The sequence below is a fragment of the Vibrio sp. NH-UV-68 genome, assembly GCF_042940635.1.
GTDB classification, from domain to species: domain Bacteria; phylum Pseudomonadota; class Gammaproteobacteria; order Enterobacterales; family Vibrionaceae; genus Vibrio; species Vibrio pacinii.
The window spans coordinates 1,140,211-1,164,601 of sequence record NZ_CP134975.1; the positions used below are offsets into that span (position 1 = coordinate 1,140,211).

A 24,391-nucleotide genomic window follows, 5' to 3' on the forward strand; every position below is an offset into this window, starting at 1 on the left:
ATGGGCTTTTTTTTAATTGTATCGATGCTACTCGTTATGAACTGGAATCAAGGCATCAAATCGCGGATTACCATGCAGACCTTCTAGGTCGGGCTCGGTATCAATAAGATCGCTAATTGATGGGCTAGCTTCAATGGCTTTTTCTAGATCTTCTATCGCTTGCTCTTCAACTCCGAGACGTGAATAGGCACAAGCTCGTTGATAAAGCGCAGGACCATTGCTGGTATCAAGATCCAAAACACGGTTACATAAACTGAGCGCCCAGTGATACTCTCTAATTTCCATTGCCGCATCAGCTTTATAGGTCAAAGCTTCAAGATCACCTGGTCTGATAGTTAAAATTTCATCAAAAACATCCATTCTCTGCTCTGGGGTTGGCATACTTTGCGCCCTTAACCACAGGTTGTGGATCTCATTGATTTTCTCAATCTCTTTGTTGTTTTCACTGATAATACGTGTCTTGCGTTTCAGATCTCTTTCAAGAGCGCCAAATTTCTTTTCATACACACTTGCAATTGAGTCGAGACGTTTATCGGCCATCTCTGTGGTGTTGTTTTTGAATTCACGCAATGACTGCCAACCGACTAACGCAATCAGTGAAGCAACACCTGCAATGATGTAGAAGAAATAGGTCACGGTCACGTTGGCATAATTAAGCGACTTATCAGCGACGCTAAGTTCTCGGTCGGTAATTTGCACGATTAGTCTGCGCTCCAAGTCTTGCTGGTCTTGGCGAAGCGCTTTTAACTCATCAAGAATGTAGCGTTCCATTAAAGGTCGGTCGAGTAGTTCAGAATCTGAATAGGCTGTTTGCTCAGCCAAGCTCGGTGTACTGAAAAGAACCCACAGCAAAGAGGTGAAAGTTATCCAAAATCGCATATCCGCGTCCATTTATCTATTTGTTTGTTCAAGATAAACCTTAACAAATCTGTTATCGGTTTAATACGTTATCTTGACAATTAAGCTCGCCAGAAACGCGCGGGCGCTAACTGTACCATGTCTGAATTCACATCAAGGATATATTTAGGCCACTAAGCAATATTTACGTATTTTATGTGATTCTCGTCACATTTTTTACCTGTATAACCGAATTGAATTTGATTTGTTAGTGGGGTTTAGCGGATATTAAATGCAGAAATTGTTTAGAGTTCAAAGGAAATGTTTTTATATATGATTTCTTCAGCACCTTGGGTTATCTACCCTGAGATACAGGATACGCTTCAATCAGAGTGGGAACTCTCTCAGCCTTGTGCTGAAGATGGCGATGGCGTTGCACAATTAATTGCGGATTGCCCGCCGTTAGATGTCAATTCTTCGTACTGTAACTTTCTTCAGTCAACTCACTTTAGTAATACCTGTGTTATCGCTAAAAAAGAGGGGCAGGTTGCTGGATTTATTTCCGCTTATTTAAAACCGCAACAACCTGACACGCTCTTTATTTGGCAAGTTGCTATCGGACGTGATTTTCGTGGTCAAGGGTTGGCATTTACCATGCTGTCATCGTTGCTTGAACGCAATAACTTAAGCCATATAACGGCGATAGAAACCACTATTACTAAAGACAATCAGGCATCTTGGGCGCTATTTAACAAGCTCGAACAACAAAAAGGCCTCGACGGTGAAGTAAGTAAATTTCTCGATGAACATCAACATTTCAAAGGGAAACACGATAGTGAATATTTGTATCGTATCCCACTAAACCAAAATCAATAATCAGGAGTTAGAAACGGTATCATCATGGATATTTTTAAAAAGCAGGAATCAAAAGTTCGCTCTTATTCAAACAGTTTTCCAGTGGTGTTTAATAAAGCCAAAGGCTGCTGGCTTGAGACAGAACAAGGTGAACGCTATCTTGATTTCCTAGCTGGTGCTGGTTCACTGAACTACGGCCACAATAACCCTGTATTAAAACTCGCTTTGCTCGATTATATCGAAATGGATGGGATCACCCATGGCTTAGATATGCACTCGCAAGCAAAAGCTGACTTTCTGACCGCGCTTAAGAACTACATTCTGGCGCCACGTGACCTTAACTATAAAGTCCAGTTTACTGGCCCGACAGGCACCAATGCTGTCGAAGCAGCACTTAAACTGGCGCGTAAAGTGAAAGGTCGAGAGTCCATTGTTGCTTTCACTAATGGATTCCATGGTTGTACTGCTGGCGCTTTAGCCGCAACAGGTAACCAACACCACCGTCAGGGTGCGGGAGTCAGTCTAAACAATGTCACCCGAATTCCATTTGAAGGCTATGCCGATATCGATGGCTTAAAATTGTTTGAAACCATGCTTGATGACAATTCTTCTGGTATCGACAAACCTGCTGCTGTTCTACTCGAAACCGTTCAAGGTGAAGGTGGATTAAATGCTGCTTCTAATCAATGGTTGCAACGATTACGAAAAATCTGTGATCAGCATGACATCTTAATGATTGTTGATGATATTCAGGCAGGTTGTGGCCGTACTGGTACCTTCTTCAGTTTCGAACCTGCAGGTATCACACCTGATATCGTCACACTTTCGAAGTCGATAGGTGGTTACGGTTTACCGATGGCAGTGGTTTTACTTAAGCCAGAGCTTGATGAATGGAAGCCTGGTGAGCATAACGGTACATTCCGCGGTAACAACCACGCTTTTGTCACGGCAGCCAAAGCTTTAGAGATCTATTGGGCTGATGACCAATTCGAATCTCATATCGGACTGTGTGCTGATAAGGTCAGTGACGTGATTCAACGAAATATCAAACGCTACCCTGAACTGTTTTTACAGCAAAAAGGCCGCGGGATGATGATTGGCGTTGAATGTCATGATGGCGAGATCTCGGATGAAATCACAACCGCTTGTTTTAACAATGGCATGGTGATTGAAACGGCAGGCCCGAATGACGAAGTAGTGAAGTTCTTCTGCCCACTTACCATCACGGAATCAGAGCTTGAAGAAGGCCTAGCCATCTTTGAAAAGTCAGTGGATCAAGTTGCCGCTAAACACATCAAAAAAGCATCATAAGATTAAGGATAACCGATGATAGTCAGAACATTAGACGAGTGTCGTAACAGTGAGCGTAGAGTCGTCGCCGAGACATGGGAAAGTGTTCGCATGTTGCTTAAAGATGACAACATGGGTTTTTCATTTCATATCACGACGATTTATGAAAATACCCAAACGCACATACACTACAAAAACCACCTTGAATCCGTTTATTGCGTGAGTGGTGAAGGTGAAATTGAAATCGTTGGTGGTGAAACTTACCCAATTAAACCGGGTACTCTGTATATCTTAGATAAACATGATGAACACTATCTGCGTGCCTACAAAGATACCCCTATGGTTATGGCGTGTGTATTCAATCCGCCTATCACAGGGCAAGAAGTGCACGATGACAATGGTGTTTACCCTCTCGTCGACTAGCTTAAATGACTAGCTGAAATTTAGTGGGGCTAATTGCCCCACTCATTTGCCATAAACCCACATTTAGAAACCCAAAAGGTTCTTATATGACTTATACCGTAGAGAAAATCGGCGGTACTTCAATGACAGCATTTGATGCTGTTCTCGATAACATCATTTTACGTCCCGCTCCAGAGAAACGATATAACCGAGTCTTCGTCGTGTCGGCTTACGGCGGTATGACCGATTCACTCCTTGAGTGTAAAAAAACCAGCAAGCCTGGTGTTTATCAACTGATCGCAAAACGCGATGACAGTTGGCAAGAAGCGCTGTCCTATTTAGAGCAACGAATGTTATTAACTAATGAACATATGTTTGCTGACCCGATGAGCCGTCATCGCGCCGATAAGTTTATTCGCTCGCGCATCGCTGAAGCGAAAAACTGTATCTCCAATATTCTTGAAACATGTGAATATGGCCAGTTCTCGTTGCGTCATTACCTGCCGCAAATCCGAGAGTTTTTAGCATCGATAGGTGAAGCACACAGTGCGTTTAACACCGTGTTGAAACTGAAAAATATTGGTCTAAATGCACGATTTGTTGATTTGTCTGGGTGGACCACCACCACGCCAAAAAATTTAGATGAGAGTATTCGAGATGCATTTGCTGATATTGACGTGACCAAAGAGCTCCCGATTGTGACTGGATATGCGTCATGCTCTGAGGGCTTGATGTCAACTTATGACCGAGGCTACAGTGAAATTACTTTCAGCCGCATTGCCGCCATTACGGGCGCTGACTTGGCCATTATTCACAAAGAATATCATCTAAGCTCGGCCGACCCACGCGTGGTTGGCCCAGAGAAAGTTCTGCCTATTGGTCAAACCAATTATGATGTTGCCGATCAGCTAGCGAACTTGGGGATGGAGGCTATTCACCCTAATGCAGCTGCAGGGCTGCGCGATAAGAGTATTGAACTACAGATTAAAAATACCTTCGAGCCGGATCATTCGGGTACGTTAATCTCAAATGACTACCAGTCGAGTGCCGACAAAATTGAGATTATCGCTGGTAAAGAAAAAGTGTTCGCGCTGCATTTATTCGATCAGGGCATGGTCGGTAACGTTGATAACGTGAGCTACGATCTGATGGAAATCATCTCTGATGCACACGTAAGTCTGATTGGTAAAGAGATGAACGCTAACTCTATCACTTATTACTTAGGTGGCAGTAGCGAGAACCTCAATAAGGTGCTGTACAAGGCTGAAAAAAAATACCCAAATGCAGAAATCAAAGGTCGTATGGTGGCATTGATTTCCGCCATTGGTGCGCAAATTGATACCAATAAAGCGCTAGCACAAGGGGTGTTTGCATTACTGAATCAGGGGATCACACCGGTTGCGCTGCACTCATCAATGCGTAACGTCAATGTCCAGTTTGTGGTCAGCGATAAAGAGTACCAGCAAGCGATTTTTGCTCTGCATGAGGAGTTCTTTGCGGATAGAAAAACAGCCGCAACCACCACCAATGATAAGTCTGCGACGAAAAAAGTAGCGTAACACGATTATTGGTCACTCCCTCCTTATTTGCGCCCTCTAAACCAGGGCGCTTTTTTGTTGTCTTTGACTCTCATCGTTCAAATAAGAAGTAGTAGCTGTAACCGACTAAAAGTGCGGGCAGGGCTGAGTATAAACTTGCGACGAGCGCAGCTTTAGGGGCCAAAGCAATAGCAGGAAACAGGGCGTCCCCGTCGTTTGAAATGGCATTGGCGAGTTGTGCTGAAAGAGGGGCAACGCCAGAGAGGTAAAGGCTAGTGACCAATATTTGTGGCCCACATCCTGGCAGGAGGCCAATCGCAAGCCCCATCATCGGCATCCAAGCTCCGCAGTTTGCTAGTGTTGTGCCTAAATCAATATTTGCGGCGAAAGTTATCAGCTCAAATGCAATAAACGCAACGATGACCCAAGCGGTAACAAAGTTGGTGTCTTGGGCAGCCTTTTGCATTGGATGAGACGTCGTTGTTTTATGGTCTTCCGCGACCGTCGACTCATAGTCATTGATTTCTTTTGTCACAGACCAAAGTAACATACTGATAATAATCAATATAGCGCCAAGCCATTCGATACTTTGGTGCGGTAATGCAAGCAATTGGTTTACATCAACTTGAAAAGTATTGACGCTGGCGATAAGCGTGGTGGGCACAAGTAGCCACTTCCAAAAGGTGCCTTGTAGATTTATCGCCGTTTGTTCGATATGGCGATCTCGATTACGACAGCATCGCGCTAAGAAGGGCTGGTGAGTCTGTACTGGCCTTAAAAAGTCGTCTTTGTGTATTGCATTGATAGCCCAACCGCTAAGGCAACCGACCACAATCCCAATGGCAACAACCAAGATACCAATATCAGGCTGACTCGCGAGTAAAAGAAATGCAGCATCACCCATGGTTGATGTCAACACGGCCACCAAAGCGCCAAAACCGACCCGACCACTGACAAACTGCGTTGTCACAATGATCGCGCCGCCACAACCAGGAAGCGCCCCAAGTAGCGCTGCAAACATCACTTGATAGTGGCGAGAACGATGATACATAGTCACCAGGTAGTGTTGTCCGCTAAAGAAGCGTGACAGATAGTGATAGAGTGCCAGAGTCAAGGCCACATAACTGGCAACTGCCCAAAAAGCATCTGACAGCGATATTAACACTATCTCTCTTGTAGCTTCAGCGAGTAGCAATACTATTAGACTGATAGGTAACAATAAGCGTTTATAGGTCAGCCTAAACTGAGCGAAATTTAGCCAAACTAAGCGTTCTAACTGAGGCGAAGTACTGTTCATAATGCGCGCCGTTGCAAATGGGAATCATTATCATTGTATGGTAATGAGAATTATTTGCAACAATGGCTCGGGCTTGTTGAGTTATAAGCTTGGACTTATAACGAAATTTTCTTTAGCAGCCGATGACAAATGGCTAAAAAAGGGTAAAATATCAGCTTTGTGAGTAATTGCCCAAGTTGGGTAGAATAAAGTCAGATAGGAAAAAAGATGATTCTAGTTGTAGGTCACAAGAACCCTGATAGCGATAGTATCTGTAGTGCACTGGTTGCAACTGAGCTACTAACTGCGCGTGGTGTGGAAGCAAAGCCGATTCGCCAAGGTGAAATTAATCGTGAAACTCAACACATTCTTGAAGTCGCTGACGCACAAGTACCTGAGTTACGTACTTCAGTTGCGGGTGAAAAAATCTGGTTGGTTGACTACTCAGATTTAGCTCAGGCTCCTGATGATGTGGCGGATGCTGAAATTCTTGGTATTGTTGACCATCACCGCCTTGGGGATGTGATGACAGTTAACCCAATGGAAGCTTGGATCTGGCCTGTAGGCTGTACTAATACAGTGTTATTCAATATGTTCAAGATCGAAGGCCATGAGATCAAGCCGCAAATCGCCAAGCTGATGATGTCTGCAATCCTGTCTGATACCGTTGGTTTTGCTTCACCAACGTGTACTCAAAAAGATAAAGATGCCGTTGCTGAACTGGCTGAAATCGCAGGTGTCACTGATCTTGATACTTTCATTAAAGATCTACTGATTGCGAAAACTGACATCGAAGGCTTGTCTGCTGCTGAGCTAGTTGAGAAAGACTTAAAAGGCTATCCATTTAATGGTCGTGACGTTGTTGTCGGCCAGGTAGAGTTAGCGACACTTGAACAAGTTGATGGCATGATCGAAGCGCTAGAAGCGGATCTTGAGCGTCGCTGCGCTGAACAAGGTCTTGCGTTTGCTGCGGTAATGCTTACCGATATCACCACGGCGCAAACTCGTCTACTCTACAAAGGTGAGTGGGCTGATAAACTGGTTAAGCACGAGAAAGATGGCGTGCTAATGATGGAAAACACACTCAGCCGCAAGAAACAAGGCTGGCCTTGGCTACAAGCTGAACTGGCGTAAGTCGTTTTCAATTGATATTTTTAAACGCCCATGGTTATGCCGTGGGCGTTTTATTTAGGGGGTTCTTATGTCACAACCACTAACGAAAGAGCAAATCGAGTCAGTCGATAAAATGCGTCCAGAAGAACGCTTTAACTTCTGTATTAAAGAGATTGCGCAGCAGCGCAAGGTTTGGATTCTAACCGATGAGCATGGCAGCGTGATGCTGAATACCGAAGATGAAGATTGTGTTCCTGTATGGCCACATCAAGAGTTCGCTCTGCAATGGGCAACAGGAGAGTGGGAGCATTGCACGGCTGAGTCTATTTCGACAGCAAAATGGTTTAGCCGCTGGACGCGTGGCTTGGAAGATGACGAATTGGCAGTTGTTGTGTTTCCAAATGACAACGAAGAGGGCATGGTGCTCTATCCAGATGAGTTTGAATCTGAGCTCAGAAAGCGCGGTGCTTAAAGGTTAATACCCGATCAGTTGAAACAGTTCACCGCTGGTGGATATCGAGACGGCACTATTTAATGTGCCGTCTTTTTTATAGCGCTGTATTAATGGCCGGATAACGTCTCTCACTTGTTGTTCGTTCATCCCCGGTTTGAGTTGCGGCTCGTACAAAAGTTTGAGCAACACAACATCTAGCGGAGAGAGCAAATCTTCGGCGGTTTCGTCATTGAAGATTGAAGGGTAAGCGTACTCAGAGTCATTCGGGAGACCGAGCACTTGAGTGATTTCTTCGACAATACACGCGAGCAGTTTACCGTGCTCCCGAGCTTGATCGACTGGAATTATCACGGCCGCTTGAAAAATAGCACCATCGCCAGAGACTTGATAGCCCGCTTTACAGATCGCCCCATAGACATGCTTAAGAGCCGAGGCCCCAAACTGCGTTTTAATATCTTGACGCCAAGTCGATTCACGAGTGTAAATCCAAGTCACGTTTGCTTGGTCGGGTGAAGTGACGCGACGTATCAAATGGCCAGTGATTTGCTCTAAATGACGAATATGAGCGTTAGTGAGTTGATCATGTAACGCTTGATCGCCAACCTTATGTTCAACCCATACCTTTATTGGCTGTCGCCATTTAACCAAAGGTTTTTGGCCGGCAGAGTATTCATTGCGCAGTGCAACGTTGATAAAAGCAGTCTCGATAAACTGGGGATCAAGCCAAGTCTTTTGATTTCCACCGCCATACGTATTGATGGCGATCAAGAGTGAAATAAGCCCAATCAATCTTGTCTGCCACATTGCGATCACCTAAAACGGGCCACTTTGTTAAAGTGACTTTCCACCAAGCGTTGAGTGATTGGGTGCTGAGGATAGGTGAGAACTTGATGAGTTTCACCGCTCTCTACTACATCACCTTCGTGCATCACCATCACTTTATCGGTGATGTGTTTGATGATACCAATGTGCTGAGAGACATATACAAACGATAGCCCCATCTCTTCTTGAAGCTCTAAAAACAGGTTGATGATTTGTGAACGCATCGCCATATCAAGACCATTGAGCGCTTCATCAGCCACAATGATTGAGGGTTGCAAAATCAGAGCACGGGCCAAACAAACGCGCTGCTTTTGCCCTGTTGCTAACATTTGCGGATAAAAGTAGGCATGTTCAGGTAGAAGTCCAACACGCAGTAGTGTCTCTTTGATACGTTTAATGCGTGCTTGAGGAGGCATGCTAGTATTTCGTTTCAGTGGCCCATCAAGAATTTGGCCAATTTGAATACGCGGGTTCAAAGACGTGTTGGGGTCTTGAAAAATCATCCGAATAAGCTTGCAGCGCGTCTCATAGTCGCGATGTTCTAAACGCTCGCCATTAACACGTATTTCGCCAGAGGTTGGCTCTACAACCCCAGCGAGCATCCGCGCTAATGTGGATTTCCCTGACCCATTTTGACCAATAAAGCCAATGGTTTGTCCTGCCTCTAAGCTGAAGCTGACCGGTTTGACTGCTTGGTGGACTTTCTTGCGCAATAGCCCAGGCCGAGTCACAAAAGACTTAGAGAGATCGTTGACTTCTAATAGCGCACTCATGCTTGTTTCTTCTCCGTATTGAGAGGGAAGTGGCAGGCAAATTTATGGTTTTTAATTCGTCTGGTTAGTGGTATTTCGACACATTGACGCTGCGCATAAGGACAGCGTGGACCAAGACGACAACCAATTGGTAAGTGCTGCAGTGGTGGAATGGACCCCGGTAATGAGTGCAGTTTCTCTTTGTGTGGTATCCATTCATTAAAATCTGGCATCGCTTTGAGTAGCGCGAAGGTATAAGGGTGTTTAGGTTTGGTCAGAATCTTTTGGGTATCAGCCGATTCTACCGACTGGCCACAATACATCACGGTAATTCGCGTTGCCCACTGTGTAATGGTATTCAAGTCATGACCGATAAGCAGAATTGAGGTGTTATGGACCTGATTCATTCGGCTCAACAGACGTAAGATCTGTGATTGTGTAATCGGGTCGAGGTCATTGGTTGGCTCATCAGCAATCAGCAACTTTGGCTTGGCCGCAATCGCCATAGCAATCATGATCTTTTGGCATTCCCCATCAGTCAGTTCGTAGGGATAGCTACTCATGATTTGTTGGTGGTTTTTAATGCCGACTTTATGCAGCAGGGCGGCGGCTTGTTTTTTTCGCCATTTGAATCGTTGCCACCACTTGCCATCAAAAGAGCGGGCAGGAATTGACTCAATAAGCTGCTTACCTACCTCATCGGATGGGTCTAAACAGGTTGATGGCTCTTGAAAAATCATGGCGATGTCACGGGCGATTACCCGTCGGCGCTCTTTTGGCGTCAATTGCAGTAAATCGATATTGCCCAAGCGCATTCGATCGGCAGTCACTTTCCAATTGTCTTTACATACACCGACAATCGCTTTTGCTACCAAGCTTTTACCTGAGCCAGACTCTCCCACCAGACCACGAATTTCGCCCTCGTTGAGGGTTAAGCTCATACGATCAACCGCTTTCATCATGCCTTGCGGTGTCTCGATTTCAATCGTTAAATGGCGAATATCTAATAGCGGCATTATTCGATCCCCGCGTTAAGTGCTTGGCGAACCCCTTCACCAACGAGGTTGATGACCACAACGGTAAACATAATTGCCAAACCAGGTAGAGTCACTGTCCAAGGGGCGAGATAAATAAGCTCCACAGAGTCACCAAGAATTGCCCCCCATTCCGTGCTAGGAGCTTGTGCGCCTAAACCCAGAAAACCGAGTGCGGTAATGTCGAGAATGGCGACAGAGAGTGCAAGGGTGATTTCAGAGGCAATCACCACCAATATATTAGGAATAATCGAGTTCCACAGCAGATAAATATCGTTCGCTCCATCTAGGCGTGCCGCCATGATGTAGTCTTTCTCGACTTCAGCATGAATGGCGATATAAATTGAACGAATAAAGCGCGGAATTAAGGCTAAACAGATAGCCAACAAAATATTGAATTCGCCAAAGCCAAGAAAAGCGACAAAGATGATCGCAAGGAGCAGCGATGGAATTGACATTACCGTATCAAGTAAGTGGTTGAGGGTACTAGAAAGTAAGCCCTTGGTCATACCGGCAAGAACCCCAATTGCGCAGCCAATCACAGTGGCAATCAGAGTGATAATCAGCGCGGCGCCAAACGTGAAGCGAGAGCCATCAATCAAACGCGACAGGATATCTCGTCCGAGATCGTCAGTGCCGAGGAAGTACTCGACGGTACCTTGTGGGTTCCAAGAGGGTGGTAGCAAGAGTTCACTCGACTGAGCCTGAGGATCATGTGGTGTAATCCAAGGTGAAACCAAGGTTAACAACACAACGAGTATCAGACACCAAAGCCCAAACATTGCCAGGTTATTGGCTCGGTAGCTGCGCCAAAAACGCTCTAACTGAGTCGGAATGCGATCTTCTTGATAAACGTTATCGGTTAGCATACCACTCTTTCCTTACTAGCGGGTTGACCATAGCGCCAATCAAATCAGACAGAATATTAGCAGTGAGAACCAATGAGGCAACAACAATCACCCCAGCTTGGATAGCAACATAATCTTGGTTTGAGAGCGCATCAAGTAACCAACGGCCAATACCCGGCCAGTTAAAAATCGACTCCGTTATGATTGCTAGCGTTAACATACTTGACAGCTGTACGCCGATCTTTGGAATAATCGGTGGAATAGCGTTACGCAGCACGTGTTGAGTCACAATCTCATGCGTCGATAAACCTTTGATTCGCGCGGCACGAATATAGTTTTGCCCCATGACCTCAGATACTGATGCGCGCATCAGACCAATAACTTGAGTGGTGGGAGCCAAAGCCAGAACCAGACATGGCAAAATTAAATGCTCAATCACGCTTTGTAAGGCGTGGGCGCGGTATTCACCACTGGCAAAAAAGGCATCGATCAAAGCAAATCCCGTCACATGTTCGATTTGGTACAACAAGTCGTAACGACCTGCAACTGGAAACACTTCCAAGTGAAGTGAAAACACCATAATCATTAACAACGCAATCCAAAACAGGGGCGCAGAATAACCCGACATTGAAGTGAATGAGATGGCGGTGTCAATCCACTTACCTTGTTTCATGCCAGCTAAGGTGCCGATTGGAATGCCAATAAGTAGCGAAATGATAAAGGCGAGTAAGCAAAGCTCAAGTGTGGCAGGGAAGACGGTTTTCAATTCGTCAACAATCGGCACACCATTTTTTGTGACGCCAAAGTTGAGTTGCATCAGTTCGCCTAAATAGGAGAACCAACCGCTCCAAAAGTCTTGCAGAGCCCAATGCGAGTCTGGTTCAAGGCGCAAAATACTGAAACCAACCATGGTCAGAATCAATAGTGTGATAATAAATAGGTTGAGTCTACGTAGACTATAAAACAGCATTATTTGACCCTCTCGACGTTATCAAAAGGTTGCACATTGAAAGGGCTGACCTTGAAGCCAGTTAAAGATCGGTGCTGAGCTTGCAGTTGCATGCCATGGTTGAGTGGGATGACAGGAAACTCTTCGTTCAATATATTTTGTGCTTGCTTATATAAGTTAAGTCGATAGCGCTGTTTATCGACTTCTAGCGCAAGATCGAGCAAAAAGTCGAAATCAGGGTTGCACCAGCTAGAAACATTCAACCCGACGCGGTTGGATTCACAAGAAAGTAACGGTCGAAGGAAGTTGTCAGGATCTCCGGTGTTTGCAATCCAGCCGGTTAAAAACAGATCGATATTATTGTCGCGGTCGCTTCGATCAAAGCGATCTTCTGTGATGAGATTTAAGGTAATGCCAATATCGGCAAAATTCGCTTGGATGAGCTCCGCGGTTTTACGCGGACTCGGGTTATAGGCTCTTGGTTCAAGGGGGACCAACATACTGAGCTCTAACCCTTGACTGAAACCTGCGTCGCGCAACAGCGCCAAAGCATAGTTACGATCATAACGAATTTGTACCACATCCTTTTGGTAAGCCCATGAGGATGGAGGCAGAACAGAATAGGCTTGACTCCCCGTACCATAGTAAACAGAGTCCAGAATATTGTGTCGGTTAATGGCGTAATTGAGCGCTTTTCTCACTCTGGCATCACTGAGGGCCGGGTGAGAAGTATTCACCGCAACAAACGAAATATTCATGGCGGGTTTGGCCATCAGTTCAATGTCACTGTTTTGATTGATCACAGGTAACTGGCTAGAAAGCGGAGAATTCAATACATCACACTCTTTGCGCAGTAATTTGGCTAACGTTCCGGTGCCGCGCTGAGAAATATCGAACACGACTTGATTCATTTTTGGAGCACGTTTCCAATACCCATCATGTCGCTTTAGACGAATTAAATCGTTAACTTGATATTCAGCAAGGTAGAAAGGGCCGGTGCCAACAGGGTGACTGTCTAGCATGCCTTTATCATCTCTTAGCTCAAGTTGATTGGCATACTGTTTAGAGTGGATAACCGCGTGACTGGTAGCAATATTGGATAGAAAACTGTTATCCGGACGGCTAAGAATAAATCGCACTTGGTTGTCTGAAAGTGCCACCACATCAATCACTAAGTTCTGAAAGTCGACCCCACTAAACCAAGGGTAAAGTCCGTTACCAACATGGTGAAACGGGTTGGTCTTATCAAGAATACGACGAAAGCTAAATACCACATCAGACGCGTTCATTGGTCGTGACGGAGTAAACCACGCGGTGGTTTGGAATTGGACATGGTCACGCAGGGTGAAGGTGTACTCGGTACCTTGAGTATTGACCGTCCAATCGCTCGCTAAGCTAGGAACTGGTTGGTAATTCTCAGAATCGAGCGTCAACAAGGTGTTAAAAATCTGCGGGCTCAGGGTTTCTGTAGTGATGCCACTATCAACCAATTGAGGGTTAAATGTCGTGGGGCCACCTTGACCACAATAGACAAACCCCTTTTGACGGATTTTATCGTGGTCGAGCTCTTCACCACACCCGGTGATTAGGGCGAGACCGACTAAACTTAATGTAAACTGAATGAATGCTTTCATAGAAAGAACAATTGTCTGAGACAAAGCAGAAATGAACGGGTCATTATGCCTTAAGATGTTAATAATTTACCACTAATACACAGTGGTAACAAAAGTAAAACCCTAGAATTTATAGGTTCGCCTATCTTGTTGCCCGTCAACTCAGTTTGTTTAAGTCATATTTACGCACCATTCCTCTGAATTGATGGTAGCTTAATCCCAAAAGCTCGGCGGCTTTACGTTGATTGTATTGACTGTGCTTTAACGCTTGTTTAAGTATGAGCTGATCTTGCTGCTCCTGCCACTGTTTGTAATCCAGTGGGAAGTCAAAACGTATCTCAGCGTCTGTTTGCGTGTCATTGCAAGACAGTGGTTCGTCACTCCAATTCGATTTAAATGGGTCAAAGACTAGCTGCTCGATTGGTGTGTGCTGAGCGCCATGCTGGTAGACGGCGCGCTCAATCAAGTTTTTCAGCTCGCGGATATTGCCGGGCCATGGGTAATCGAGTAGATCTTGCTCGGCCTGTTGGCTAAAGCCGACAAAGTAATCGAACCCAAGCTCACGGCACATTTTAATGGCGTAGTACTCGGCCAGTAACAAGATGTCTTCGCGACGTTGTCTAAGAGGGGGAAGGTGAATAACATCAAAAGCTAAACGATCGAGCAGATCGGCACGAAAGTCGCCTTGTTGCGCCATGGTAGGTAAATCGGCATTGGTTGCACAAACCAAGCGCACATTAGCACTGAGTTGTTGGTGACCACCGACTCGTTCATATTGACCATATTCAATCACACGTAGCAGTTTTTCTTGTACCAATAAAGGCGCTGTGGCCAGTTCATCGAGAAACAGGGTACCGTTTTCTGCACGTTCAAAACGCCCTTTGTGGCGACCTTTTGAGCCAGTGAATGAACCTTGCTCATGGCCAAACAGTTCAGAATCAATCAAGCCTTCACTTAAGCTTGAGCAATTAAGAGAAATTAACGGTTGATCCCAACGCTTAGATAAGTAATGAAGGCGTTGAGCGATCAATTCCTTACCTGTCCCTCTTTCACCAATAATTAGCACCGGTCGCTCAATGGCGGCGAGTTTTGAAACTTTATCGAGCACCGATAGAAACAGCGGCGACTCGCCAATCAGATTTTGTTGCATCAAGCACTCCGTGGTGAAATTTACCAACCCTTGGTCAAATTCATCACACATTAATCATAAAAGCAATGCCAAATTATTTAAATATCTGATTTTAAAGTTCTTTTAAATTGGCACGCTACTTGAAATGAATTAAGGGTGATTCAATTTATGAGGGGGGAAGTGTCCACCCTCGGGGAAGCAACAAAGGAGCCTCACTATGGGTATTTTCTCTCGATTCGCAGATATCGTAAATTCAAACATCAGTGCTCTCTTGGACAAAGCCGAAGATCCTGAAAAAATGATTCGTCTTATTATTCAGGAAATGGAAGACACCTTGGTCGAGGTGCGGACCAATTCAGCAAAAGCGATTGCAGACAAGAAAGAGTTGGCGCGCAAAGTTGAGTCAATCGAACACGCGATTGATGAATGGCAGCAAAAAGCGACATTAGCACTGACCAAGCAGCGTGAAGATCTGGCTCGCTCGGCATTAATCGAGAAGCAAAAGCTGCAAGATATGCTCAAAGGGCTGCACACCGAACAAACGCTAGTTGAAGAGACGATCGATAAGTTGACCGGAGAAATTGGTAAGTTAGAAACCAAAATTACCGAGACTCGTGCCAAGCAACAAGCTTTAGCGATTCGTGGTCAAAGTGCGTCTAATCGTCGTGATGTGCAAAAGCACTTACATACTTCTCGTACCAGTGAAGCGATGGCGAAGTTTGAGCAATACTCGCGTAAAATTGATGAAATGGAAGCGGAAGCCGATGTCTATGCTCAGAGCGGTAATGCAAAGTCACTGGATCAAGAGTTTGCTGACTTACAAGCACAAGATGAAATTGAAAAAGAACTAGCAAAACTAAAACAACAAATGGAAGATAAGAAATAACCATTTGGGTCAGTTGTTGGTCACTAATTTTTGTTAGTTTAGTTGGGCAGATAGCTTGCGGGGAGCATGGCTATCTGTCTGTTAAAGGAGTCAAATATGTCCTCATTTCTTATCGCCGTTCCGTTGAGTGTCTTTATGATTTTCGTCGCGCCGCTGTGGGTGTTTTTGCACTATCGAAGTAAAAAGCACGCCAGTACAGGCCTGTCGCAAGATGATCTAGAGCGGTTAGAGTCTTTATCGAAAAAAGCAGAACAGATGCAACAGCGAGTCGACACCTTAGAACGTATTTTAGATGCAGAAACACCGACATGGAGGCGACGCTATGAATAGAACAGAGCTGTACCGTGACCCCATTAATGGCAAGATTTCCGGGGTTTGCGCCGGGTTGGCTAACTATTTTGCGATAGAGGTGTGGTTGGTACGTATCTTGTTCATCTCGGCATTTCTGCTTGGCGGCAGTTTTTTAGTCTTGTTGACGTATGCGGCGATGACATTAATGATTGAAAAACAACCAGCCAATTATGTTGAGTCGATTAAAGTGCAGCAGGAGCATAAACTAAAGAACAAACCATGGCAGCAAGGTCAAACGCCAGATTCACTGCTTAACACGATAGAAAAAGACTTTCATCAGTTAGAGGGACAAGTCCGTGATCTAGAGGCGTACGTTACGTCGGACAGGTTTAAGGTTGACCGAGAGTTTAAATCACTATAATCGCTGGTTCTAAAAATGCGACTTTTCACTCAGAACAAGGGCAAATGACTAATTTGCATACTAATTTGTCGTACGTTTAGTGGAACTCCTGAGCCCATTCATCTATGTTGTAACTAATCATTACCATTGGATGAATCACTATGTACAAACTGGCCTTGTTACTTGCCACAAGCGCCGCTCTGAGCGGTTGTGGCAAGGAACTTCCTCCCGTCCCTGAGCCTGACTCGCGTCCTGCCAAACTGTTTACGGTTTCCCTCGGCAATTCACAATTTCAACGCAGCTTTCCTGCGAATTCAGAAGCCGGAGATAAAGTTATTTTGGCTTTTCGTGTGCCTGGTCAAATGCAGTCTATTGAAGTACTTGCTGGTCAACAGGTTCAAAAGGGAGAGGTATTGGCGAAGCTCAATCCTGATGAGTATTCACTGCTAGCCAAACAAGCCGAAGCACAATTTCGCTTAGCCGATGTCCAATATCAACGCTATACAAAGTTGCGCGCAGATAAAGTTGTGTCAGAGCAAGATTTTGACCAAGCGAAAGCCAATCATAATTCCGCTAAAGCCACGCTTGAGCAAGCTCAGGCGAACCTGAAATACACACAATTAGTTGCGCCGTATGATGGCACGATATCGTTAATCCCGGCGGAAAATTATGAGTACATCGCCGCCAAGCAAGGGGTGATGAACATTCAAACCAACCAATTGATGAAAATCATGTTTTTGCTTCCTGACCATCTTTTGAATCGTTTTTCTCGCGGGGTTAACTTAACCGCAATGATGACGTTTGATGCCTTTCCGAATCATCAATATGAGCTGTTATTTCAAGAAGTCGATACAGAAGCTGATCCAAAGACTGGTTCTTATAAAGTGACGATGATCATGGAAAGACCGAATGATGTGGGGATCTTGCCTGGCATGGCAGGAACGGTCAATGTGACTGTTGAATCAACGGGTGCAACTAAGATACCGCCATCAGCATTAATGGAGCAAGATGGTGCTTATTACGTTTGGCGTGTTGATTTACAAGGAATGGTCAGTAAAGCGCAGATAACTCTTAATGAGAAAGGAGAGGTGAGTAGCGGCTTAGAAGAGGGTGACCAAATTATCATCTCTGGCGTTGAAGGTATCGAGCCGGGAATCAAAGTGCGAGAGTGGATCAAAGAGCGAGGATTGTAAAATGAAGCAATGGTTTAAACTCTGCGCTCTCTCGACTGTGGCGCTTATCGTGGGTTGTGGCGGAGAGCCTGACTACATCGACTTTGGTTTGCCAAAAGTCAAAGTTGTTGATCTTTCTAACAGCGAAGAAAGGTTAGACAAACTCTACTTCCCTGCCGTTGCGAATGCGGCGGAACGTTCACACCTTAGCTTTCGTGTCGCAGGAGAGATCAACAATATCTATGTGAAAGAAGGTCAACGCTTAACCAAAGGCACTCTTATTGCTGAGATAGACCCAACTGACTATCGTCTTCAGGTCGATAATGCCGCGGCGCGCTTTAGTGTCGTAGACAGTCAATTTAAGCGCTCTAAACCTTTGGTTGATAAAGGTCTGTTAGCCAAATCTCAATTTGATGAGATTGATGCCAATCGACAAATTGCGCTTGCTGAACTTGAGCTATCGAAGTTGCGTCTCTCATTTACCAAGCTTTATGCCCCAGTCGATGGCATTATTTCTCGCGTCAGCGTTGATCAATTTGAAAACATTCAAGTTGGCCAGCAAGTGGTCAATATCCATAGTATTGAGAACGTCGAAGTACTTATCCAACTGCCCGATCGCTTATACACTAGTCAGCCCAGCCATCAAGAGATGGAAGCTCTCGAGACCTTTGTTAAAGTGCCAAGCGGTAACGTGTACCCAGCTACCGTCAAGGAATACACCACCGAACCAGACCCTGCGACAGGTACTTTCACTGTAACGCTGTCACTGCCAATGCCAGAGCAAGAGTTTATTCTGGACGGTATGGCGGTCGAGGTTACAGCGAAAGGTGGCCAAGCCGACATCAATTTCACGCAAGGTGTACAAGTACCAGTTGGGGCGTTATTTAACGATGACGGCGCATCAATCGAGCGAGAAAACAAGTTCGTCTGGCTGGTTAATCCCGACAATACGGTGTCCAAGCGAAAAGTCGTGACTGGCAATGTGAGTCAAAATGTAGTGCAGATACTGGATGGCTTAAAGCCAGATCAGAAAATCGTGATTGCCGGAATCTCACCGCTAAGGGAAGGAATGAAAGTGCAAATCGTAAACCAGGAGGCAGACAATGAGTGAGCAACAGACCAATTCGCCTCAAAGTGATGACAACATTACCGGCATAGCGGCTTATTTCATCCGCAACCGCGTGATTAGTTGGATGATTTCACTGATTTTCTTGATTGGTGGTACTGCGGCATTTTTTGGATTAGGGCAACTAGAAGATCCAGCGTTTACTATCAAAGATGCCATGGTGGTCACCTCTTATCCTGGTGCGACACCTCAACAGGTAGAAGAGGAGGTTACCTACCCAATAGAGAAAGCGATTCAACAGTTGACCTATGTCGATGAAGTCAACTCGATTTCAAGTCGGGGTCTGTCGCAAATCACCGTTACGATGAAAAACAATTTCGGGCCAGATGATCTTCCCCAGATATGGGATGAGCTGCGTAGGAAGGTCAATGACCTTAAAGGTCAGCTGCCTCCGGGAGTCAACTCGCCACAAGTTATTGATGATTTTGGCGATGTGTACGGTATTTTGCTTGCGGTCACGGGGCAGGGCTACAGCTACAAAGAGTTGCTCGATTATGTGGATTACTTGCGCCGTGAACTTGAACTCGTTGATGGCGTCAGTAAAGTGTCAGTTTCTGGGCAGCAGCAAGAGCAAGTGTTCATTGAAATTTCGATGAAACGCTTGAGTAGTTTAGGGCTTGCGCCGCAAACGGTGTTTAATTTGCTGTCGACACAAAACGTAGTATCGAGTGCCGGAGCGATTCGAATTGGTGATGAATACATACGTATCCACCCAACAGGCGAGTTCCAAAGCGTCGATAAACTGGGTGATTTAATCATTACTGAGAGTGGTGCTCAAGGACTGATCTATTTAAAAGATGTGGCAGAAATCAAGCGTGGCTACGTTGAAGTACCGAGCAACATCATCACTTTCAATGGCAAGCTGACCTTGAATATGGGCGTGTCGTTCGCGCAAGGCGTGAACGTAGTCGAAGTCGGCAAGCGATTTGATCGACGTCTTGCCGAGTTGAAGTATCAGCAGCCAGTGGGTGTTGATATTGCAGAAATCTACAGTCAGCCAAAAGAGGTCGACAAATCCGTCAGTGGCTTTGTTGTCAGCTTAGCTCAAGCGGTTGCGATTGTGATTATCGTATTACTGTTTTTTATGGGTTTACGTTCTGGGCTATTGATCGGGCTCATCTTACTGCTTACCGTGTTGGGTACCTTCATTTTCATGAAGTATTTTGCCATCGATTTGCAGCGTATATCGTTGGGCGCATTGGTTATTGCGCTAGGTATGTTGGTAGACAATGCCATTGTGGTGGTCGAAGGCATATTGATAGGTACCCAGAAAGGCCGTACTAGGATGCAAGCGGCAACTGACATTGTTACGCAAACCAAATGGCCGCTTTTGGGGGCAACGGTGATTGCGGTGACTGCCTTTGCGCCAATTGGTCTGTCTGAAGATGCGACAGGTGAATATTGTGGCACTTTATTTACTGTGCTGCTGATCTCTTTAATGCTTAGCTGGTTTACCGCAATCTCGCTTACCCCGTTTTTTGCCGATATTTTCTTTAAAGGACAAAAGTTTAAGCAAACTGGTGAAGAGAGCGATCCTTACAACGGGATGATCTTTGTTGTCTACAAGAACTTCCTAGAGTTTTGCATGAAGCGCGCTTGGCTGACTGTGATTGTATTAGTTTTAGGCTTAGCTGCCAGTATTGGTGGCTTTACTCAAGTCAAACAGTCTTTCTTCCCTTCGTCAACAACGCCGATTTTTCAAACGGATATCTGGTTGCCTGAGGGAACCGATATTCGCGCGACCAACACCAAGCTTAAAGCGCTGGCGTCTTGGTTGTCTGATCAAGACGGCGTTGAACATATCACCACAACGGCTGGTAAAGGCTTGCAACGCTTTATGCTGACTTACGCGCCAGAGAAAAGCTACGCCGCCTATGGTGAAATCACGACCCGAGTGACCAATTATGAGCAATTGGATCGTTTAATGAGTGATTTCAGGCAGCACCTAGAACAGGGCTTTCCTGAGTTAAATTACAAGCTGAAAAAGATTGAACTCGGTCCAGGTGGTGGAGCAAAAATCGAAGCTCGAGTCATAGGCTCGGACCCTACGGTGCTGCGTGGTATTGCGCGCCAAGTGGAAGATATTATGCATGCAGACCCAGGCGCGACCAATATTCGTCACGACTGGCGCGAGCGTACTAAGATCTTAGAGCCTCAATTTAACGAGAGCCAAGCTCGACGTTACGGCATCACTAAATCCGATGTCGACGAGTTCTTAGCCATGTCTTTCTCGGGCAAAACCGTGGGTGTCTATCGTGATGGTACCACCTTAATGCCGATCGTGGCGCGATTGCCTGAAGATGAGCGAATTGATATTCGTAACATTGAAGGAATGAAGATCTGGAGCCCGGCATTAAGTGAATACATTCCGCTGCAACAAATTACCTTAGGTTACGACTTACGTTGGGAAGACCCGATTATTGTGCGTAAGAACCGTAAACGTACACTGACTATTATGGCGGATCCGGATATTCTCGGTGAAGAAACCGCAGCGACACTGCAAAAACGCTTGATGCCATTGATAGAGGCGATAGAACTTCCACCAGGTTATTCATTGGAGTGGGGCGGAGAGTATGAGTCGTCTAGTGACGCTCAAGAATCTCTGTTTACCACCATGCCGATGGGTTACTTGTTTATGTTCCTAGTAACTGTGTTTCTGTTTAATTCGGTTAAAGAGCCAATCATTGTCTGGCTTACCGTGCCTTTAGCGATTATTGGTGTGACGACGGGATTATTGGTCTTAGATACGCCATTTGGCTTTATGGCGCTGTTGGGTTTCTTAAGCTTATCGGGGATGTTACTTAAAAACGGCATCGTGTTACTCGATCAGATTGAAATAGAAATGCACTCTGGCAAAGATCCTTATATAGCCGTTGTGGATGCCGCGCTCAGCCGTGTGCGACCTGTTTGTATGGCGGCGATTACGACGGTGTTGGGTATGGTGCCACTATTACCCGATATCTTCTTTAAACCGATGGCGGTGACAATCATGTTTGGTCTTGGCTTTGCTACTGTCCTGACACTTATTGTCGTGCCTGTGTTGTATGGTCTATTTCACAAAGTGAAAGTACCTAATTAAATCAAGTTACTACGATTACGCCTCTGACTTTGTCGGGGGCGTTTTTTCAGGAGAGTCAGTATGAGCCAAGACCACACTTGTGCATGGGCAATGAATCATCCATTAGAGCGCAGCTACCATGATAGCGAGTGGGGAGTGCCTGTATATGATGATAAGGTGTTATTTGAGTTTATCACCCTTGAAGGAGCTCAAGCAGGGTTGAGTTGGATCACCATTCTCAAAAAAAGAGCGGGTTATCACGCGGCGTTCGAAGGGTATGATTTAGCCAAGTTAGCCACGTACGATGAGTCGCAGGTTATGCCTATTATTGAGAGTTTTGATGTGGTCAAACACAAAGGTAAGATTGCCTCTGTGTTTAGTAATGCGCGTGCAGCGCAGGCGTTAATCGAGGAATATGGCAGCTTATCCAAGGCGTTGTGGCAGTTTGTTGATCATAAGCCTGTGATCAATCATTGGTCAAAGATGAGTGATGTGCCGACCTCAACTGAGCAGTCAAAGGCGATGAGCAAGTTCCTTAAGAAAAACGGCTTTAAGTTTGTCGGCGAAACCATCTGTTACGCTTTTATGCAAGCAGTCGGGATGGTTGATGACCACTTAGTGACATGCCCTAAAAAGTCACCTTAAGGTGTCTCGAGTAAACCTTGGTCGTAAAGTCGCTCCAATGCTTCCACACGCTTGAGTTGTTTAGTGGCGAAGTGTTGCTGTCTAAGCTCGTTTAACTGAACTTGAAGTGATGGATCCGTGATTGATGCACTGGTTAGTAATTGTTGCCTGATCGCCAGGTAGTGAGTCAGCTCGGTTTGGAATGTTGCGCGCTGTTTATCAAGAGCCGCTAAACGTTCAGCGCCTTGTTGGCCGACTAATTCGATGCTGGTGGTATAACGCTGTTGAATGTTGTGTTCAGGTAAACGATTTAACTGAGTTAACAGTTGAGTATTGCTTTCGGCCCGTTGAATGTAGTCGGGCATTGTTAATAGCTTATCTTCTAGCAGTTGCTGTTGCTGTTCATTACTCAAACTGCTCTCAGCCGCCCACGCTTTTTCAATCGCCAATTGGCGTAAATGGTTCTCATCGGTAAACAATAAGGCTATTTGTTGCGGAGTAAAAAATTGGCGTTGCAGTGTCAGGATACCAATATCCAACTGCTCAAGTGCAAGCGCGTTAATTGAGTCAGAGGGCAATGGGTCAAGTTGCATCAAAGCACTTTTATAGTCTAAATAAAGCGTAAATAGCTCGGGTGTAATGGAAACCATGTCATTGTTGTTGGCTTGTTGACTGACATGCTGTTGTATTTGTTCAATATTGCGTTCACCAAGGCTTGACAATGCGTAGTCATAAAAAGATTTCTCAGAACTGGTATCGGGTTCGATATCATGCTGAGAGGGTGCAAGTGTGATGGGGTCAGAGATAAGTGTTTCTTCAGTAAAGAAAGCGATCGCACTGAAGTAAACACTCAGCGCAATCACTAGGCTAACCAATGCGATCTTTTTCATTATCAACGCTCTACAAGCCTTGCAGCTTTAAGCGATTAGCGTGCTGTCGATACAAGGTGACCGGATCCGTTTCAAACAAGTGGTGAATGCCGAGTAGACCATTAATCTCATCAAGATGATTCATGCGATAGTCATCGCGAATCACCTTACCTAAATGGGTACTGCATGTGCCGACTAGGCCATCATTAGGCTCATCAAAAGCCAATCCTAGCACTGTCATGGCTCCATCGGTTGGATCAAGTAAATTGGTAAACGTAGCGGCTCCCGTCCATGAGTAATAATAAACCCCATTACTTGCGAGCCAATCGCCATCACCACAGGTACTGGCTGGCACACCTTCAGGGTAATGTTGATTAAACGCCAATGAGCCTTGAGTGGTTAGAGCGTCAAGGGATGCCAAAGCATCTTGTTCTAAGCCTTGGCCGCCAGAGAGCAGGTTAATTAATGAAGTGAGTCCGTCGGCAAGTTTGACACCGAGCGCTTCTAGCCCAGAGCCTTCACGAACATTGGTTCGCACTAAGTCGGCGAGCTTAGAGCCTTTATGCACTCCGCCGATGCTCGTTACTGACGCGACGAGATCAGGTCTGACAGAGGCCACATAACGCGCTGTCGGCCCACCATGACTATGCCCAATCAAGTTGACTTTTTCCTCACCGGTGGCTGCGAGTATTGTTTCTACTTGCGATAGCAGTTGCTCGCCGCGCACTTCGCTACTGTTGGTTCCAGATACCTGAGCGACATAGACCGTTGCTCCATCCTTGGTAAGCGCATGAGGGATACCATAGAAATAATCGACTCCTGCGAGCTTATCAAAACCAAATAAGCCATGAACTAACACAATCGGGTGTTGGGTTTGCGTATAATTACCAGCGTGGGCCTGAAGCGCCACAAAAGGCTGGGCCAAAAGCAGTGTACAGCTAAGTATAAGTGAGTAGGTGAGTTTCAAAGCAGGTTCCTCTGGTTAGACCTCTTGTTGAGAGTTAAAAACTAGAAGAAAAAGGGAGAGATAAGAAATAGCAAGTGTTAATAAGA

The 24,391-nt window shown here is 45.5% G+C and carries 24 protein-coding genes; 13 read left to right on the forward strand and 11 right to left on the reverse strand.

Going from position 1 to position 24,391, the window contains the following annotated elements; all coding sequences use genetic code 11:
• Positions 1 to 27: 27 nt before the first annotated feature.
• On the reverse strand, positions 28 to 879 hold the full coding sequence (locus ViNHUV68_RS05330; RefSeq protein ID WP_038174495.1) for a TPR end-of-group domain-containing protein: 852 nt from the start codon (positions 877 to 879) through the stop codon (positions 28 to 30).
• A gap of 291 nt (positions 880 to 1,170) precedes the next feature.
• Between ViNHUV68_RS05330 and ectA the strand changes: the two genes are divergently transcribed.
• The 4 genes from ectA to ViNHUV68_RS05350 all read left to right on the forward strand — a co-directional run bounded on the left by ectA (position 1,171) and on the right by ViNHUV68_RS05350 (position 4,943).
• Positions 1,171 to 1,713 (forward strand): diaminobutyrate acetyltransferase, encoded by a 543-nt coding sequence (ectA, locus tag ViNHUV68_RS05335; RefSeq protein ID WP_038174494.1) that lies wholly within the window; start codon positions 1,171 to 1,173, stop codon positions 1,711 to 1,713.
• Between the two features lie 24 nt (positions 1,714 to 1,737).
• Positions 1,738 to 3,003: a diaminobutyrate--2-oxoglutarate transaminase gene (ectB, locus tag ViNHUV68_RS05340; protein ID WP_038174493.1), complete on the forward strand. Its 1,266-nt coding sequence runs from the start codon at positions 1,738 to 1,740 to the stop codon at positions 3,001 to 3,003.
• A gap of 15 nt (positions 3,004 to 3,018) precedes the next feature.
• Entirely contained in the window at positions 3,019 to 3,405 is a 387-nt protein-coding gene (locus ViNHUV68_RS05345) for an ectoine synthase (protein ID WP_038174491.1), read from the forward strand.
• Positions 3,406 to 3,491: 86 nt separating this feature from the next.
• Positions 3,492 to 4,943, forward strand: coding sequence for an aspartate kinase (locus ViNHUV68_RS05350; protein ID WP_391089734.1), 1,452 nt, complete (start codon positions 3,492 to 3,494; stop codon positions 4,941 to 4,943).
• 70 nt (positions 4,944 to 5,013) lie between these two features.
• Here ViNHUV68_RS05350 and ViNHUV68_RS05355 read toward each other — a convergent pair whose 3' ends face one another.
• Positions 5,014 to 6,219 (reverse strand): putative manganese transporter, encoded by a 1,206-nt coding sequence (locus ViNHUV68_RS05355; RefSeq protein WP_391089736.1) that lies wholly within the window; start codon positions 6,217 to 6,219, stop codon positions 5,014 to 5,016.
• Between the two features lie 207 nt (positions 6,220 to 6,426).
• Here ViNHUV68_RS05355 and ViNHUV68_RS05360 point away from each other — a divergent pair, with 207 nt between their 5' ends.
• Both ViNHUV68_RS05360 and ViNHUV68_RS05365 read left to right on the forward strand, forming a co-directional pair.
• Entirely contained in the window at positions 6,427 to 7,332 is a 906-nt protein-coding gene (locus ViNHUV68_RS05360; RefSeq protein ID WP_391089738.1) for a manganese-dependent inorganic pyrophosphatase, read from the forward strand.
• Positions 7,333 to 7,399: 67 nt separating this feature from the next.
• On the forward strand, positions 7,400 to 7,783 hold the full coding sequence (locus ViNHUV68_RS05365) for a DUF2750 domain-containing protein (protein WP_038174488.1): 384 nt from the start codon (positions 7,400 to 7,402) through the stop codon (positions 7,781 to 7,783).
• 3 nt (positions 7,784 to 7,786) lie between these two features.
• On the opposite strand, the gene ViNHUV68_RS05370 is transcribed toward ViNHUV68_RS05365, so the two are convergent.
• From ViNHUV68_RS05370 to pspF, 7 genes are all read right to left on the reverse strand, one after another.
• A complete protein-coding gene (locus tag ViNHUV68_RS05370; protein ID WP_391089740.1) occupies positions 7,787 to 8,569 on the reverse strand; it encodes a DUF2927 domain-containing protein in 783 nt (260 codons plus the stop codon).
• 5 nt (positions 8,570 to 8,574) lie between these two features.
• A complete protein-coding gene (locus ViNHUV68_RS05375) occupies positions 8,575 to 9,360 on the reverse strand; it encodes an ATP-binding cassette domain-containing protein (protein ID WP_038174485.1) in 786 nt (261 codons plus the stop codon).
• On the reverse strand, positions 9,357 to 10,355 hold the full coding sequence (locus tag ViNHUV68_RS05380) for an oligopeptide/dipeptide ABC transporter ATP-binding protein (RefSeq protein WP_038174483.1): 999 nt from the start codon (positions 10,353 to 10,355) through the stop codon (positions 9,357 to 9,359). Before ViNHUV68_RS05380 ends, ViNHUV68_RS05375 begins: the two co-directional genes overlap by 4 nt.
• Positions 10,355 to 11,242: a putrescine export ABC transporter permease SapC gene (gene sapC, locus ViNHUV68_RS05385; protein WP_038174482.1), complete on the reverse strand. Its 888-nt coding sequence runs from the start codon at positions 11,240 to 11,242 to the stop codon at positions 10,355 to 10,357. The genes ViNHUV68_RS05380 and sapC overlap by 1 nt, the downstream gene beginning before the upstream one ends.
• Complete coding sequence (locus ViNHUV68_RS05390; RefSeq protein ID WP_038174480.1) at positions 11,229 to 12,191, reverse strand: ABC transporter permease subunit; 963 nt, start codon at positions 12,189 to 12,191, stop codon at positions 11,229 to 11,231. The genes sapC and ViNHUV68_RS05390 overlap by 14 nt, the downstream gene beginning before the upstream one ends.
• Positions 12,191 to 13,804 (reverse strand): ABC transporter substrate-binding protein, encoded by a 1,614-nt coding sequence (locus tag ViNHUV68_RS05395; RefSeq protein ID WP_038174479.1) that lies wholly within the window; start codon positions 13,802 to 13,804, stop codon positions 12,191 to 12,193. The genes ViNHUV68_RS05390 and ViNHUV68_RS05395 overlap by 1 nt, the downstream gene beginning before the upstream one ends.
• Positions 13,805 to 13,940: 136 nt before the next feature.
• Positions 13,941 to 14,933, reverse strand: a complete 993-nt coding sequence (gene pspF, locus ViNHUV68_RS05400; RefSeq protein ID WP_391089743.1) for a phage shock protein operon transcriptional activator — start codon at positions 14,931 to 14,933, stop codon at positions 13,941 to 13,943.
• 196 nt (positions 14,934 to 15,129) lie between these two features.
• On the opposite strand from pspF, the gene pspA reads away from it, so the two are divergent.
• The 7 genes from pspA (at position 15,130) to ViNHUV68_RS05435 (ending at position 22,490) form a co-directional block, all read left to right on the forward strand.
• Positions 15,130 to 15,798 (forward strand): phage shock protein PspA, encoded by a 669-nt coding sequence (gene pspA, locus ViNHUV68_RS05405; RefSeq protein ID WP_038174477.1) that lies wholly within the window; start codon positions 15,130 to 15,132, stop codon positions 15,796 to 15,798.
• A gap of 96 nt (positions 15,799 to 15,894) precedes the next feature.
• The gene (pspB, locus tag ViNHUV68_RS05410; RefSeq protein WP_038174476.1) at positions 15,895 to 16,128 is read left to right on the forward strand and encodes an envelope stress response membrane protein PspB; all 234 of its coding nucleotides are present in this window, start codon (positions 15,895 to 15,897) and stop codon (positions 16,126 to 16,128) included.
• On the forward strand, positions 16,121 to 16,510 hold the full coding sequence (gene pspC / locus ViNHUV68_RS05415; RefSeq protein WP_038174475.1) for an envelope stress response membrane protein PspC: 390 nt from the start codon (positions 16,121 to 16,123) through the stop codon (positions 16,508 to 16,510). Before pspB ends, pspC begins: the two co-directional genes overlap by 8 nt.
• 140 nt (positions 16,511 to 16,650) lie before the next feature.
• Positions 16,651 to 17,682 carry an efflux RND transporter periplasmic adaptor subunit gene (locus tag ViNHUV68_RS05420; protein ID WP_038174474.1) on the forward strand — a complete coding sequence of 344 codons (1,032 nt, stop codon included), beginning with the start codon at positions 16,651 to 16,653 and terminating at the stop codon, positions 17,680 to 17,682.
• 1 nt (position 17,683) lies between these two features.
• Entirely contained in the window at positions 17,684 to 18,772 is a 1,089-nt protein-coding gene (locus tag ViNHUV68_RS05425) for an efflux RND transporter periplasmic adaptor subunit (protein ID WP_391089746.1), read from the forward strand.
• On the forward strand, positions 18,765 to 21,866 hold the full coding sequence (locus ViNHUV68_RS05430; RefSeq protein ID WP_038174472.1) for an efflux RND transporter permease subunit: 3,102 nt from the start codon (positions 18,765 to 18,767) through the stop codon (positions 21,864 to 21,866). The genes ViNHUV68_RS05425 and ViNHUV68_RS05430 overlap by 8 nt, the downstream gene beginning before the upstream one ends.
• Before the next feature lie 60 nt (positions 21,867 to 21,926).
• Positions 21,927 to 22,490 (forward strand): DNA-3-methyladenine glycosylase I, encoded by a 564-nt coding sequence (locus ViNHUV68_RS05435; RefSeq protein WP_391089749.1) that lies wholly within the window; start codon positions 21,927 to 21,929, stop codon positions 22,488 to 22,490.
• On the opposite strand, the gene ViNHUV68_RS05440 is transcribed toward ViNHUV68_RS05435, so the two are convergent.
• Both ViNHUV68_RS05440 and ViNHUV68_RS05445 read right to left on the reverse strand, forming a co-directional pair.
• A complete protein-coding gene (locus ViNHUV68_RS05440; protein ID WP_391089751.1) occupies positions 22,487 to 23,359 on the reverse strand; it encodes a lipase secretion chaperone in 873 nt (290 codons plus the stop codon). The genes ViNHUV68_RS05435 and ViNHUV68_RS05440 overlap by 4 nt on opposite strands.
• Before the next feature lie 10 nt (positions 23,360 to 23,369).
• A complete protein-coding gene (locus tag ViNHUV68_RS05445; protein ID WP_391090272.1) occupies positions 23,370 to 24,269 on the reverse strand; it encodes an alpha/beta fold hydrolase in 900 nt (299 codons plus the stop codon).
• Between the last annotated feature and the right edge of the window lie 122 nt (positions 24,270 to 24,391).

Bases quoted from the DNA above. Each gene is read 5' to 3' on its own strand.
- ViNHUV68_RS05330 (WP_038174495.1), bottom strand. From the start codon at position 879: ATGCGATTTTGGATAACTTTCACCTCTTTGCTGTGGGTTCTTTTCAGT.
- ectA (WP_038174494.1), top strand. From the start codon at position 1,171: ATGATTTCTTCAGCACCTTGGGTTATCTACCCTGAGATACAGGATACG.
- ectB (WP_038174493.1), top strand. From the start codon at position 1,738: ATGGATATTTTTAAAAAGCAGGAATCAAAAGTTCGCTCTTATTCAAAC.
- ViNHUV68_RS05345 (WP_038174491.1), top strand. From the start codon at position 3,019: ATGATAGTCAGAACATTAGACGAGTGTCGTAACAGTGAGCGTAGAGTC.
- ViNHUV68_RS05350 (WP_391089734.1), top strand. From the start codon at position 3,492: ATGACTTATACCGTAGAGAAAATCGGCGGTACTTCAATGACAGCATTT.
- ViNHUV68_RS05355 (WP_391089736.1), bottom strand. From the start codon at position 6,219: ATGAACAGTACTTCGCCTCAGTTAGAACGCTTAGTTTGGCTAAATTTC.
- ViNHUV68_RS05360 (WP_391089738.1), top strand. From the start codon at position 6,427: ATGATTCTAGTTGTAGGTCACAAGAACCCTGATAGCGATAGTATCTGT.
- ViNHUV68_RS05365 (WP_038174488.1), top strand. From the start codon at position 7,400: ATGTCACAACCACTAACGAAAGAGCAAATCGAGTCAGTCGATAAAATG.
- ViNHUV68_RS05370 (WP_391089740.1), bottom strand. From the start codon at position 8,569: ATGTGGCAGACAAGATTGATTGGGCTTATTTCACTCTTGATCGCCATC.
- ViNHUV68_RS05375 (WP_038174485.1), bottom strand. From the start codon at position 9,360: ATGAGTGCGCTATTAGAAGTCAACGATCTCTCTAAGTCTTTTGTGACT.
- ViNHUV68_RS05380 (WP_038174483.1), bottom strand. From the start codon at position 10,355: ATGCCGCTATTAGATATTCGCCATTTAACGATTGAAATCGAGACACCG.
- sapC (WP_038174482.1), bottom strand. From the start codon at position 11,242: ATGCTAACCGATAACGTTTATCAAGAAGATCGCATTCCGACTCAGTTA.
- ViNHUV68_RS05390 (WP_038174480.1), bottom strand. From the start codon at position 12,191: ATGCTGTTTTATAGTCTACGTAGACTCAACCTATTTATTATCACACTA.
- ViNHUV68_RS05395 (WP_038174479.1), bottom strand. From the start codon at position 13,804: ATGAAAGCATTCATTCAGTTTACATTAAGTTTAGTCGGTCTCGCCCTA.
- pspF (WP_391089743.1), bottom strand. From the start codon at position 14,933: ATGCAACAAAATCTGATTGGCGAGTCGCCGCTGTTTCTATCGGTGCTC.
- pspA (WP_038174477.1), top strand. From the start codon at position 15,130: ATGGGTATTTTCTCTCGATTCGCAGATATCGTAAATTCAAACATCAGT.
- pspB (WP_038174476.1), top strand. From the start codon at position 15,895: ATGTCCTCATTTCTTATCGCCGTTCCGTTGAGTGTCTTTATGATTTTC.
- pspC (WP_038174475.1), top strand. From the start codon at position 16,121: ATGAATAGAACAGAGCTGTACCGTGACCCCATTAATGGCAAGATTTCC.
- ViNHUV68_RS05420 (WP_038174474.1), top strand. From the start codon at position 16,651: ATGTACAAACTGGCCTTGTTACTTGCCACAAGCGCCGCTCTGAGCGGT.
- ViNHUV68_RS05425 (WP_391089746.1), top strand. From the start codon at position 17,684: ATGAAGCAATGGTTTAAACTCTGCGCTCTCTCGACTGTGGCGCTTATC.
- ViNHUV68_RS05430 (WP_038174472.1), top strand. From the start codon at position 18,765: ATGAGTGAGCAACAGACCAATTCGCCTCAAAGTGATGACAACATTACC.
- ViNHUV68_RS05435 (WP_391089749.1), top strand. From the start codon at position 21,927: ATGAGCCAAGACCACACTTGTGCATGGGCAATGAATCATCCATTAGAG.
- ViNHUV68_RS05440 (WP_391089751.1), bottom strand. From the start codon at position 23,359: ATGAAAAAGATCGCATTGGTTAGCCTAGTGATTGCGCTGAGTGTTTAC.